Consider the following 13,937-nt stretch of genomic DNA (forward strand, 5'->3'; position numbering starts at 1 on the left):
CAGGAACTTTGAAAACTTTAAAAAACGGATTTTGATTGCCTTGAACATAAAGAAAGAGAGAACGAATTTCGTCCTCTCTAGGTGTTAGCTTTTCATCTACCCACTACAGTTGACAAAGAGCCTTTTTTTTAACGTTTAGCCATAGTGACAAAAGTAAACTTGTCTGGTCGGTAAGTGATGGTTCCATATTGGAAAACTTGACCATTTGAAAGATAGGTTAGACTAGTGACCACAGCCACCATGTCATAATCTCCCAAATCCATATGTTCTTTTTCTTCATTTGTTGCATATCGAAATGAGATTTCACGTCTTGAATGGGTGATTTTAAGATGTAATTCTTCTTCTAAATATTGGTAGATGGAAGTCTCTGCAATCTCTTTATTAAGATAAGGGACAACACGACGGTCGAAGTAGGAGAGTTCATATTCTAGGCGCTCGCCGTCAATTTTTCGACTTCTGGAAACACGATAAAAGTCAACGCTGTCATCAACTTTAAAGGTATCCATCAATACTTGCTCACCTTGTACAATATAAAGGCTGGTAAGTTGTGTCTCAATTGTGTGATTGGCATCACGGTTGAGTTCACCTGAGGTTTTGATCTCAGCTAGATAATTATTTTTAGTTCGACCATGCTCGAGGACAATGGAGTTACGCCCTCTCATTTTTTGGATATAGCCATCGAGTTCTAAAAGAGAGAGAGCTTTTCGTATGGTATCTTTTGAAAAGCCATACTGTGTCATCAACTCATTTTCACTCGGTAATTCTTGATTAGCTTTTAACTCGCCTGAATCAATTTTATTTTTGATATTTTGATAGACCTCTTTGTATTTACTCATAATATAGGTGCTTTCTCTAAAGTTTCCTTACTAGTTTACCATATTTTTGAGAAATGAAACAAAAAAATCATCTAACTTTTCTAAAAAATAAAAGAAAACCGTAAAAATAAAAAGTTTTACGTAAAAGTTCTTGACAAATGCAATCGCTTGCGTTAAAATAATACTTGTAAATGAGATGAAAGGAAGGAATCATATGGCAAAGCGTTCAAGTGGTGTCTTGATGCACATTACTTCATTACCTGGTAACTTTGGAATAGGGACTTTTGGTAAAGAAGCTTACGAATTTGTAGATTTCCTTAAAGAAACAAATCAAACTTATTGGCAGTTGTTGCCCCTAACCACAACAAGCTATGGTGACTCACCTTATCAGTCATTCTCAGCTGTTGCTGGAAATACAAATCTGATTGATTTTGATCTTCTTGAAAAAGAAGGGTTCTTAACCAAAGCAGATTATGAAACGATTAAGTTTACAGATGATGAAGAAACTATTGATTACGCTTTATTGTTTGAGACCCGCCGTCCTATCTTAGAAAAAGCTGTTAAAGCTTTTCTAGCAGATGCTGATCAAAAAGCTATTCTGACCACATTTGAAAAAGAAAATGTTTCATGGTTGGGAGATTATGCTGAGTTTATGGCGATTAAAGAGTCTTTCAACAATCAGTCGCTTCAAGAGTGGCCAGAAAAAGCTATTGCAAGACGTGAGGAAAAAGCTTTAGCCGATTACCGTGAGAAACTAGCTGAAGTGATTGATTATCATAAAGTCACACAATATTTCTTCTTTAAGCAATGGGCAGAGTTAAAAGACTATGCTAATAAAAATGCTATCCAAATCATCGGAGATATGCCAATTTATGTTTCAGCAGATAGTGTTGAGATGTGGACCAAACCTGAATTATTTAAGGTTGATGAAAAAGGTCACCCTAAATATGTTGCAGGTGTTCCAGCAGATGAATTTTCTGATGTCGGGCAATACTGGGGAAATCCAATCTATGACTGGAAAAAACACAAAGAAACAGGATATGCTTGGTGGATTTACCGCATTACAGAGAGCTTTAAGATTTATGATGTTTTGCGTATTGACCACTTCAAAGGATTTTCTGATTTTTGGCAAGTAGATGCCAAAGAAGATACTGCTAAAAACGGCAGTTGGCAACCAGGTCCAGGTTACGATCTTTTTGAAGCTATTAAAAAAGAACTTGGTGAACTTCCAATTATTGCAGAAAACCTAGGTTATATTGATGAGAAAGCAGAGAAACTTCTTGAAGACACAGCTTTTCCAGGTATGAAAATCTTAGAATTTGGTTTCTTTGATGTCACTGGTGAAAGTCTAGACCTTCCACACAACTATACATCAGATGCTGTTGCTTACACAGGAACGCATGACAATGAGGTCGTTAATGGTTGGTATGACAATTTAACACCGGAGCAGCAAGCTTACGCTGATGCTTACATGCATCGTGATAGTGATGAACCCATCACACAGGCAATGCTTCGTACACTTTATGCTTCAGTGGCAGATACCGCGATTGCTTGCATGCAAGATATTTTAGACCTTTCTGCCGAAAGTCGTATGAATGTGCCAAATACAGTTGGGCAAAACTGGAAGTGGCGCATGAAAAAAGAAGATTTAACCGCAGAGAAAAAAGCTTACTTAAAAACAATTACAGAACTATATCAACGAGGGAATAATTAACATGGCTAATTTTACAACTTTTGCAGAAACAAACACGAACAAAAAACTTGCAGAACTCACAAATGAAGAAATCTATCTTCAATTATTGAACTATGTCAAAGCTGAAGCAGCGACAAAACCAAAAAACACTGGGAAACGTAAAGTTTACTATATCTCAGCTGAGTTTCTTATTGGTAAACTCTTGTCAAACAACTTGATTAACTTGGGTGTTTACAAAGATATTCAAGCGGAATTAGCAGCTGCTGGAAAATCTTTAGCACAAGTTGAAGATGTTGAACCAGAACCATCTCTTGGTAATGGTGGTCTTGGACGTTTGGCATCATGTTTTGTGGACTCTATGTCAACACTTGGTATTAACGGTGAAGGTGTTGGTCTTAACTACCACTGTGGTCTTTTCCGTCAAGTCTTTAAAGACAACCAACAAGATGCAGAACCAAACTTCTGGATTGAAAATGATTCTTGGTTGATTCCTACAGATATCAGCTATGACGTGCCATTTAAAAACTTCACGTTGAAATCTAAGTTAGATCGTCTTGATATTCTTGGTTATAAAAAAGAAACTAAGAACTACCTTAACTTGTTTGACATCGAGTCTGTCAACTATGACTTGATTACAGATGGCATCTCATTTGACAAGACAGACATCAAAGAAAACTTGACTCTCTTCTTGTACCCAGATGATTCAGATAAAAATGGTGAATTGCTTCGTATCTACCAACAATATTTCATGGTATCAAACGCCGCACAACTCTTGATTGATGAAGCGATTGAGCGTGGGTCAAACTTACATGACTTAGCAGACTATGCTTATGTTCAAATTAACGATACGCACCCATCAATGGTTATTCCTGAGTTGATCCGTCTCTTGACTGAAAAACATGGTATTGATTTCGCAGAAGCAGTAGCGATTGTTAAAAACATGACAGGCTACACTAACCACACCATCTTGGCAGAAGCACTTGAGAAATGGCCACTTGAATTCTTAGAAGAAGTAGTCCCACACCTAGTTGGTATTATTAAAGAGTTGGATGCCCTTGTCGCACAAGAAGTTCCAGATGTTGCCCTTCATATTATCGATGAGTCTGGTCGTGTTCACATGGCTCACATGGATATCCACTTCTCAAACTCAGTCAACGGCGTTGCGGCTCTTCACACAGAAATTTTGAAAAACTCTGAGTTGAAAGGCTTCTACGAACTTTACCCAGAAAAATTCAACAACAAAACAAACGGTATCACCTTCCGTCGTTGGTTGGAATTTGCCAACCAAGACCTTGCAGACTATATTAAGGAATTGATTGGCGATGAGTACTTGACAGATGCAACTAAACTTGAGAAATTACTTGCCTTTGCAGATGACAAGGAAGTTCATGCTAAATTGGCTGAAATCAAACACAACAACAAATTGGCTCTTAAACGTTACCTGAAAGACAACAAGGGAATTGAGTTGGACGAAAACTCTATCATTGATACACAAATCAAACGTTTCCACGAGTACAAACGCCAACAAATGAATGCCTTGTATGTGATTCACAAATATCTTGAAATCAAAAACGGCAACCTTCCAAAACGTAAAATCACTGTTATCTTCGGTGGTAAGGCGGCCCCAGCTTATGTGATTGCCCAAGACATTATTCACTTGATTCTCTGCTTGTCTGAATTGATCAATAACGATCCAGAAGTCAGCAAGTACCTCAACGTTCATTTGGTAGAAAACTACAACGTAACGGTTGCAGAAAAACTTATCCCTGCGACAGATATCTCTGAGCAAATCTCACTAGCTTCTAAAGAAGCATCAGGTACTGGTAACATGAAATTTATGTTGAACGGTGCTTTGACACTAGGTACTATGGACGGTGCTAACGTTGAGATTGCAGAATTAGCAGGCATGGATAACATCTACACATTTGGTAAAGATTCTGATACCATTATCGACTTGTACGACAAGGCTGGCTATGTTTCTGCAGACTACTACAATGGTGATGCCAACATCAAACGTGCGGTTGACTTTATCGTCAGCGACGAAGTGAAAGCACTTGGTAATGAAGAACGTCTTGGTCGCTTGCACCATGAATTGATTTCTAAAGACTGGTTCATGACCTTGATTGACTTGGCGGAGTACATTGAAGTCAAAGAGCAAGTCTTTGCAGACTACGAAGATCAAGATTCATGGAATAAGAAAGTTGTTCACAATATTGCTAAAGCAGGATTCTTCTCATCTGACCGTACAATCGAGCAGTATAACGAAGATATCTGGCACAGTAAATAATTTAAATTGAACAGAAAGGGGTCGTCATGAAATTATTAACAGTCAATGTTCATGCTTGGCTAGAGGATAATCAAGAAGAAAAATTAAATACACTGGCACAGGCAATTGCTGAAAATGATTATGACGTCATTGCCCTCCAAGAAGTCAATCAACTCATGAGCGCGAAACTAGTGACTCATGAGTTGAGAGACGATAATTATGGTCTCATCTTATTAGAAAAATTACGCCATTTAGTCGGTGAGAAATACTCTTATTATTGGAGTAATTCTCATATCGGCTATGATAAATATGATGAAGGGATTGCATTTTTAACGAAGTTGCCAGTTTATGAGGTTGATCCTTTTTATTGCAGTCAGCATCAGAGTTTAGATTCTATTCTTTCAAGAAAGATATTAGGCCTAACAGTTGCTTATAAAGGACAACTTGTAGAATGTTATTCTTGTCACATTAATCTTCCCGATGGAGAAGGTGAAGATCAGTTGGAAAATATTCAAACCATCATCAATCGCACTCAAACAGACAATTTAAAAGTCTTTATGGGAGATTTTAATACAGATAGTATATCTAATCATTCTGCTTATGAAGCTATCATCAATCTAGGATTGATTGATACCTATGATTTGGCAGAAGAAAAAGATTCGGGTATTACAGTTGAAAAAGCGATTGACGGCTGGAGTGATCATGCAGAAGAAAAACGCCTAGATTATATCTTTTTAAATCAGACTAAAACGGTTTTATCAAGTCGTGTTATCTTTAATGGAAAGAATAAAGCCATTATTTCAGACCATTTTGGAGTGGAGATTCAATTAGAACTTTAATATTATTTATTCTAATGATATAATAATATAATAAAATATATCCTTAAAAGGAGAAGATGAATGAAAAAGTTATTAAGCTTTGAATTTTGGCAAAAATTCGGTAAAGCCTTAATGGTTGTTATCGCGGTTATGCCTGCAGCAGGTTTGATGGTTAGTATCGGGAACTCGCTTCCTCTTATCAATGCAGATTCAGAATTGCTTGCTCGTGTGGGGAATATTATTGCTCAAATCGGTTGGGGAATTATTGGGAACTTGCATTTGCTATTTGCACTAGCTATTGGTGGTAGTTGGGCAAAAGAGCGTGCAGGCGGTGCTTTTGCAGCAGGTTTGGCCTTTATCTTAATTAACCTTATCACAGGGAACTTCTTTGGTGTTACAGTAGATATGTTAGCTGATGCAGATGCCCATGTCAAAACTATTTTTGGGACTTCTATCCCTGTGTCAGGCTACTTTGTGAATATCCTTGGTCAACCAGCTCTTAACATGGGAGTGTTTGTAGGGATTATCGCAGGATTCCTTGGAGCGACTACTTATAATAAATACTACAATTTCCGTAAATTACCAGATGTCTTATCATTCTTTAACGGAAAACGTTTTGTACCATTTGTTGTCATCTATCGCTCAGTTATTGTAGCGCTTATCTTGGCTGTCTTTTGGCCAGTTGTTCAAACAGGTATCAACAGTTTTGGTAAATGGATTGCTAACTCACAAGATACAGCACCAATTTTGGCGCCATTTGTCTATGGTACATTAGAGCGTCTCCTTCTTCCATTTGGTCTACACCATATGCTTACCATCCCGATGAACTATACGTCACTTGGTGGTACGTATGAAATCCTTACAGGAGCTCAAAAAGGAACAGAAGTGTTTGGACAAGATCCACTTTGGTTGGCATGGATTACAGACCTTATCAGCCTTAAAGACGCTGGAGATATGAGCCAATATAAAGAGCTTCTTTCTACTGTTACCCCAGCACGCTTCAAAGTTGGTCAAATGATTGGGTCAAGTGGTATCCTCATGGGACTGACTTACGCTATGTATCGTAATGTTGATGAAGATAAAAAGCATAAATACAAAGGGATGTTTATCTCAACAGCACTTGCAGTATTCTTGACAGGGGTTACTGAGCCAATCGAGTTTATGTTCATGTTTGCAGCTGTTCCTCTTTATGTGGTTTATGCTCTTGTACAAGGTGCAGCCTTTGCTATGGCTGATGTTGTGGACCTTCGTGTACACTCATTTGGTAACATCGAGTTCTTGACACGTACACCAATGGCACTTAAAGCTGGTATTGGTATGGATGTGATCAACTTTATCTGGGTAACAGCACTATTTGCAGTTATCATGTACTTTATTGCAGACTTCATGATTAAGAAATTCAATCTTGCAACTGCAGGCCGTAATGGTAACTATGATGCTGATATGGCTGATGATAAGCCAGAAGGTGAAGTAGGAACAGCAGATGCTAATTCACAGGTTGTTCAAATTATTAATCTTCTTGGTGGACGTGAAAATATTTCTGATGTTGATGCCTGCATGACGCGTCTCCGTGTTTCTGTTAATAATGTAGCAGAAGTAGGTGATGAAGCTTCTTGGAAACAGGCTGGTGCAATGGGCTTAATCATCAAGGATAATGGTGTTCAAGCCGTTTATGGACCAAAAGCAGATATCTTGAAATCAGATATTCAGGATTTACTAGATTCAGGTGCAGTGATTCCTAAGACAGAAGTGAAAGCCGTTAAAGAAGAAGCGGTCGATACACAATTCAAAGGAATCACAGTAGATGTGGCGTCGGTTGCTGATGGCGATGTGATTGCTATTACAGACGTTAAAGATCCTGTTTTCTCACAAAAAATGATGGGAGATGGCTACGCAGTTGAACCAGAAAATGGAAATATCTATGCTCCAGTTTCAGGTCTTATTACGAGTGTCTTTCCAACAAAACATGCTGTCGGTCTTTTAACTGATGAAGGCTTGGAAGTTTTGGTACACGTTGGACTTGATACGGTAGCGCTAAATGGAGCTCCGTTCTCAGCTAAGGTGACAGATGGACAACGTGTTCAGGCTGGAGATCTTCTTCTAGTTGCTGATTTAGAAGCCATTAAATCAGCAGAGCGTGAAACAACAACAGTTGTTGCCTTTACCAATACAGCTGAAATTAAATCAGTTACTCTTCAAAACTTAGGCAAACAAACAGCTAAGACAGTTGTTGCCAAAGTTGAATTATAATCTCCAAAAAAATTCTGGAATCATTGATTCCAGAATTTTTTGTTGTATTAAGTATCATGCTTATTCTTGGTATGATGACCTTTTAGTATTGTTTGGAAAAGTCACGGTAAATCTGGTTTGGATAACGAAATTCTTATCACAGAAATAATTTGTTTAATAAAAGTAAAACTGCCTTTATGCTGATTTTATTAAAGAACCCAGAAAACTTGTTGTGACTAGAGCAGTCATCCTTTAATCAGTACTATAAGAGTTCGATGATACAAGAAATATTAAACTTTCATAAAAAATATCAATTTTCCTTCAAGTAGGACCTTATTTATGAGATTACTGAGAAAGATTCCCATTTCGAGAGCGTTAAAAATACCATCTGGCGTGATATCCAAATGGTATTTTTTATCTTTTATTTTTCAAATTCAGCCTTGCTTTTAACATCAAGGTACTCTTCAGCAACTTCTAAACTGAGAATATCCTGATAAGTTGGTAGAGTCAAATCATGACCATATTTATTTTTTAGGGCAGTTGTCACTAAGTGATAAGCAAGGTTAGCATTGCGAGATAGGATAGGACCGTGGAAATAGCTTCCAAAGACATTTTTATAGTGAACACCTTCAGAACCATCTTCTTTATTATTACCGTTGCCATAAACAACTTTTCCAAGGGGTTTCTCATCATCGGATAAGAAGGTACGTCCTTGATGGTTTTCAAAGCCGTAGTAGGTTTCATCGAATTCTTCATTGTAGATTTTGATATCCCCAATGTAGCGATTGTTGTTTTGATTAAGTGTATAGTGTCCCATGACACCGATACCATCAATTTTTTCACCATTAGCCTGAATGTAATATTGCCCCAATAATTGAAAACCACCACAAATAGCAAGAATAACTTTGTCTTTATCAATGAATTCTGCAATGGCTTCTTTTTTAGAGGGTAAATCTTTAGCAACGATGGCTTGTTCATAATCTTGTCCACCACCAAAAAAGACAAGATCATAGTCATCAGCCTTGAAAGGATCCTCAAGAGAGACAATATCTACCGTAACTCGTGCTCCTAGTTTTTCTGCAACATATTTGAGCATGAGGATGTTACCATTATCTCCATAAGTGTTCATTAAGTTTCCATAAAGGTGAGCAATTGAGAGATCAAATTGATAGTCTTTTGAGTGAGGGGATTGTAGAGAAGTATAAACCATTAGTTCATCTCCTTTCCAACAGCATGCTTGTTAGCCAATAGCTCTCTAAATTCAAGCATGGCTGTGTAGGTTGCTAGGATATAAGCATGTTGAGTATCTTGTTGCTCAATAAAATTCATAATATCTTCTAGCTTTTCTGCTTGAGTGATGGCCTGTTCGGGATAGCCTGTTACTCGTAAGCGACGTGCAATTTCTGAATGGCGTACCCCACCAGCAAAAATATGAGGAATATCCATATCTAAAATCGTTTCAAAGTTGGCATCCCAAATCCAGCTCGTATCAATACCATCAGCATAGTTGGCATTCAGCAAGACCGACAAACTAAATGGATGAGGTGCTAATTTAATCATATCTAGGGCTTGACTAGCTCCAACTGGATTTTTAATCAACACTAAGGTACAATCTTTATCCCCAATTTTAAAGGTTTCTTGGCGACCAAAGACAGCACGACTCTTGTCAAATCCAGCTTTAATTTGATCAGGTGAGACACCGAAGAATTCTGCGACGGAAACAGCTGCAAGAGCATTATAGATGTTGTAAAGTCCGCCAACATTGATTTTATAGTCTTGTCCATCAATCACAAACTCAGAACTGGTATTGGTAATCTTGGTTAAATGTGTCAAAGCGTAGTCCAGTTGAGGACGCTCAAAACCACAATGCTCACAAATATAATCACCTAGATTGGCATAGGTATTAAGACGATAGGTGAGGATATGTTGGCAGCGTGGACATAAGATTCCTTCTGTGTTATAGTGAGCAAGTTGAGGCTGCCCTTTTTCAGTATCAAAACCATAGTACTGGACTGGGTTAATGACTTCTTTGGAGTTAAAAAGTGGGCTATCTCCATTAGCTAAAATCGTAGCTTCAGGGGCATTTTGAGCACCTTTTAAAATCATATCGTATGTGGTATAGATTTCTCCATAACGATCCATCTGATCTCTAAAAATATTGGTAAAAACAAAGAGACTAGGTGTAATGTATTGTGTGATTTTTGGGAGACTTGCCTCGTCAATTTCAAGGACAGCGATTTTTTTACCAGACTTAGCTTTTTTTGCTGTCAAAAAGGTTGACGTGATTCCTGTGATCATATTAGCTCCACTAGGATTTGTCACCACCTCACCAAATGCCTCTTTTAGAATTCCCACTGTAAGAGCGGTCGTTAAGGTTTTACCATTTGTTCCTGTTACCACCACGATCTCATAGTCCTTGGCAATATGATTTAAAATATGATTGTCAAACTGAAGAGCAATTTTACCAGGTAAAGTTGATCCTCTTCCAAGTTTACTTAAAATAAAATGTGCTGATTTTCCAGCTGCTATTCCTAAAAATGTTTTTATTGTCATAGCACCATTTTATCATAAAGTTTCAGGATAATAAAAGGAAAAATTCCTTTTAGTGTGTTATAATGAAACGTGTAGATTTTGGAATCATAATCTTATATAGAAAGGAGCGAGTTGTGCCATTATTTCAAATTGATGCAAGATTTTGGCAATCCCTGTTTGATACCCCTATGGGTATTGTAATCAATGTTATTGATATCTTATTAGTAGCTTGGCTCTTATATCGTTTTATAAAAGCTTTGGTTGGAACTAAAATTATGGCTCTGGTTCAAGGAGTTGTTTTGTTTGTTCTTTTAAAGTTTGTAGCAGATTTTGTAGGTTTTGTAACGATTTCATGGTTAATGAATCAGGTCATCACCTACGGTGTTATAGCAGGAGTTGTGATTTTTGCTCCTGAGATTCGTACCTTACTTGAAAAATTTGGTCGTACGACTCATATCTTCAACCCTAGAAATAATTTATCAGATGAAGAGCGTTTAATTGAACACTTTATGAAAGCTGTTAGTTACATGAGTCCAAGAAAAATAGGTGCTTTAGTTTCTATCGAACGCACTCAAACCTTACAAGAGTATATCTCAACAGGTATTAAACTAGATGCAAATGTTAGCAGTGAACTATTAATCAACATTTTTATTCCTAATACACCTTTGCATGATGGTGCAGTGATTATTAAGGGAAATAAAATTGCTTCGGCTTGCTCTTATTTGCCCTTGTCGGAGTCTTCAACGATTTCTAAGGAGTTTGGTACACGTCACCGGGCAGCTATTGGCTTGTCTGAGAACTCTGATGCTTTAACCTTCATTGTGTCAGAGGAGACAGGGGCCATTTCTTTGACTTATAAAGGCTATTTTAGACATGACTTGTCTAAAGAGGAATTTCAAGCCGCTTTGAGTGAAATCCTTATAAAAGATAGAAAAAGACCACCTTTACTATCTAGAGTTTTGGGAGGATCAAGACGTGTTAAATAAACTAAGAAGCCCAAGACTACTTTATGCGATTGTTTCGATCTTCTTTTCTTTGATTTTATTTTTTACAGCTTCTTATAATCAGTATAATCAAGCAGGTACCCAGATTAGTCGGGTAACAGAAACTTATACCCATACTTTGACAGAGGTCCCAATTGACATTAAGTATGACAGTGACCGCTATTTTATTAGTGGGTATTCCTATGAAACCAAGGTTTATTTAACATCGACTAATCGTGTAAAGTTGGATTCAGAGATTAATAGTGACACGAGAAAGTTTAAAGTTGTCGCTGATTTAAAAGATATTGAAACAGGTACTGTTAAGGTACCACTGCAGATTAAGGATTTGCCTGATGAAATGACTGCTACAGCAACACCTTCTAAAATAACAGTAACAGTTGGTAAAAAGAAATCTAAAACATTTTCTGTTGTTGGAGAAGTTTCAGATGATCAGATAGCGGAAGGATACGCTTTAAAGTCAATATCAACTGATATTAAAGAAGTGACGGTTACCAGTGATGAAGCAACGATTGATCAAATTGATCATGTGGTTGCTCGTATCGATAACCAATCACCTTTAAGTGAGAATTATTCAAAAAAAGTGACACTTCAAGCAGTTGCAGCTAATGGAACGATTCTACCGTCGATTATTGATCCTGCTAAAGCTAAGTTAAGTGTTGTTGTGGAAAAATTGACAAAAGAAGTTCCTGTCAGCTTAGATTTAACGGGGCAAATGGACAATAGTTTGTCGGATATTTATTATGAATTATCAACTCCAACGGTGACGATTTCAGCAAATCAAGATATTCTTGACCAGATTACAAGTATTCCAGCCACTTTAGATATTTCAGATGTCACGAAGGATACTGTGAAAAAAGTAAAGCTAGAAATGGAAAATGTTACCATTTCACCTAGTGAAATTGATGTTAAGTTAATCACTAAGAAGAAATAGTCTTAATAAGAATTTACGGAAGGAGGCGCATTTAGCGCTATCAATTATGGGAAAATATTTTGGAACAGATGGTGTACGTGGTGAGGCAAATGTTGAGCTGACACCAGAATTAGCATTTAAATTAGGTCGTTTTGGAGGCTATGTTTTAAGCCAACATGAAACAGAGCGTCCACGTGTTTTTGTTGCTAGAGATACTCGCATCTCTGGTGAAATGTTAGAATCTGCCTTGATTGCAGGTTTGCTTTCAGTTGGTATTGAGGTGTATAAGCTTGGTGTTTTAGCAACTCCTGGAGTTTCGTATCTTGTACGTACTGAAGGGGCTAGTGCTGGTGTGATGATTTCAGCCAGTCATAACCCTGCCTTAGATAATGGCATTAAATTTTTTGCAGGAGACGGCTTTAAATTAGATGATGCCTTGGAAGCAGAGATTGAAGAGTTGCTGGATGCAGAAGGTGATTCTCTTCCTCGTCCTAGTGCAGAAGGTTTAGGAACAGTCGTTGAATATCCAGAAGGGCTTCGTAAATATACCGCTTTCTTAGCTTCTACAGGAGTTGATTTAGATGGTATGAAAGTAGCGCTTGATACCGCCAATGGTGCTGCAAGTACAACTGCTCGTGATATTTTTTTGGATTTAAATGCTGATATTTCAGTTATTGGAGAGAAACCAAATGGTTTGAATATCAATGATGGTATAGGATCAACACATCCCGAAAAATTACAGGAAAAAGTCTTAGAATCAGGAGCTTCCATCGGATTAGCTTTTGATGGTGATAGTGATCGTCTCATTGCTGTTGATGAAAACGGCCAAATTGTAGACGGTGATCGCATTATGTTCATTATTGGGAAATATATGGCAAAACAAGGTGTTTTGGCCAAAAATACAATTGTGACAACAGTTATGTCAAATCTTGGCTTCCACAAAGCTTTGGATCGTGAAGGAATTGATAAAGCTGTAACAGCTGTTGGTGATCGCTACGTTGTCGAAGAAATGCGTCAAAAAGGCTACAATCTTGGTGGCGAGCAATCTGGACACGTTATTATTATGGATTACAACACAACTGGTGATGGTCAATTAACTGCTATTCAATTAACTAAGGTGATGAAAGAGACAGGAAAATCACTTTCTCAATTAGCATCAGAAGTTACTATTTATCCTCAAAAATTAGTTAATATCCGTGTTGAAAATAGTATGAAAGACAAAGCAATGGCTGTCCCTGCGATTGCTGAAATTATTGCTAAAATGGAAGAGGAGATGGCAGGAAACGGTCGTATCTTAGTGAGACCAAGTGGTACAGAACCTCTTTTACGTGTGATGGCAGAAGCTCCAACTGATGAAGCTGTTAACTATTATGTTGATACTATTGCTGATGTTGTGCGAAACGAAATCGGCATTTAACATTGAAGACTTGAGAATTTCTCAAGTTTTTTTGTGCCTTTTGGTTTGAAAAGCATCAGAAATCATGATAATATAGTAGGAAGAAGTTCATTATATAGAAGAGGTATAACTATGGCATTTGGTGATAATGGTCCACGCAAAAAGACAGCATTTGAAAAACTAACCCTAGTGGTTGTTGTTTTGATGGTAATCATTACTGTCGGTGGACTTGTCCTTGGGGCGCTTAGTGCATTGTAACAATGAAAAAAACGCT

11 protein-coding genes are annotated in these 13,937 nt (G+C 37.5%); 8 read left to right on the forward strand and 3 right to left on the reverse strand.

Annotated features, from left to right (window positions below):
• Nucleotides 1–128 precede the first annotated feature (128 nt).
• On the reverse strand, nt 129–839 hold the full coding sequence (locus ACVRWY_RS05345) for a UTRA domain-containing protein (protein ID WP_354368816.1): 711 nt from the start codon (nt 837–839) through the stop codon (nt 129–131).
• 190 nt (nt 840–1,029) lie between these two features.
• Between ACVRWY_RS05345 and malQ the strand changes: the two genes are divergently transcribed.
• The 4 genes from malQ to ACVRWY_RS05365 are packed head-to-tail and all read left to right on the forward strand — an operon-like array spanning nt 1,030 to nt 7,842.
• On the forward strand, nt 1,030–2,529 hold the full coding sequence (gene malQ, locus ACVRWY_RS05350) for a 4-alpha-glucanotransferase (protein WP_354368755.1): 1,500 nt from the start codon (nt 1,030–1,032) through the stop codon (nt 2,527–2,529).
• Between the two features lies 1 nt (nt 2,530).
• A complete protein-coding gene (gene glgP, locus ACVRWY_RS05355) occupies nt 2,531–4,795 on the forward strand; it encodes a glycogen/starch/alpha-glucan family phosphorylase (protein WP_354368757.1) in 2,265 nt (754 codons plus the stop codon).
• A 26-nt stretch (nt 4,796–4,821) separates the two neighbouring features.
• Nucleotides 4,822–5,613, forward strand: coding sequence for an endonuclease/exonuclease/phosphatase family protein (locus tag ACVRWY_RS05360; protein WP_354368759.1), 792 nt, complete (start codon nt 4,822–4,824; stop codon nt 5,611–5,613).
• 60 nt (nt 5,614–5,673) lie between these two features.
• Nucleotides 5,674–7,842 carry a PTS transporter subunit IIBC gene (locus ACVRWY_RS05365; protein WP_354368761.1) on the forward strand — a complete coding sequence of 723 codons (2,169 nt, stop codon included), beginning with the start codon at nt 5,674–5,676 and terminating at the stop codon, nt 7,840–7,842.
• 400 nt (nt 7,843–8,242) lie between these two features.
• Here ACVRWY_RS05365 and gatD read toward each other — a convergent pair whose 3' ends face one another.
• Both gatD and murT read right to left on the reverse strand, forming a co-directional pair.
• Nucleotides 8,243–9,031 carry a lipid II isoglutaminyl synthase subunit GatD gene (gene gatD / locus ACVRWY_RS05370; RefSeq protein WP_354368763.1) on the reverse strand — a complete coding sequence of 263 codons (789 nt, stop codon included), beginning with the start codon at nt 9,029–9,031 and terminating at the stop codon, nt 8,243–8,245.
• Nucleotides 9,031–10,374, reverse strand: a complete 1,344-nt coding sequence (murT, locus tag ACVRWY_RS05375; protein ID WP_354368765.1) for a lipid II isoglutaminyl synthase subunit MurT — start codon at nt 10,372–10,374, stop codon at nt 9,031–9,033. The genes gatD and murT overlap by 1 nt, the downstream gene beginning before the upstream one ends.
• A 167-nt stretch (nt 10,375–10,541) precedes the next feature.
• On the opposite strand from murT, the gene cdaA reads away from it, so the two are divergent.
• From cdaA to ACVRWY_RS05395, 4 genes are all read left to right on the forward strand, one after another.
• Complete coding sequence (gene cdaA / locus ACVRWY_RS05380) at nt 10,542–11,339, forward strand: diadenylate cyclase CdaA (protein ID WP_354368818.1); 798 nt, start codon at nt 10,542–10,544, stop codon at nt 11,337–11,339.
• Nucleotides 11,329–12,288, forward strand: coding sequence for a CdaR family protein (locus ACVRWY_RS05385; RefSeq protein ID WP_354368767.1), 960 nt, complete (start codon nt 11,329–11,331; stop codon nt 12,286–12,288). The genes cdaA and ACVRWY_RS05385 overlap by 11 nt, the downstream gene beginning before the upstream one ends.
• Before the next feature lie 46 nt (nt 12,289–12,334).
• A complete protein-coding gene (glmM, locus tag ACVRWY_RS05390; RefSeq protein WP_354368769.1) occupies nt 12,335–13,684 on the forward strand; it encodes a phosphoglucosamine mutase in 1,350 nt (449 codons plus the stop codon).
• Nucleotides 13,685–13,795: 111 nt separating this feature from the next.
• Complete coding sequence (locus ACVRWY_RS05395) at nt 13,796–13,921, forward strand: DUF4044 domain-containing protein (protein ID WP_354368771.1); 126 nt, start codon at nt 13,796–13,798, stop codon at nt 13,919–13,921.
• The last annotated feature ends 16 nt before the right edge of the window (nt 13,922–13,937 follow it).

The sequence above is a fragment of the Streptococcus porcorum genome (genome assembly GCF_053203725.1).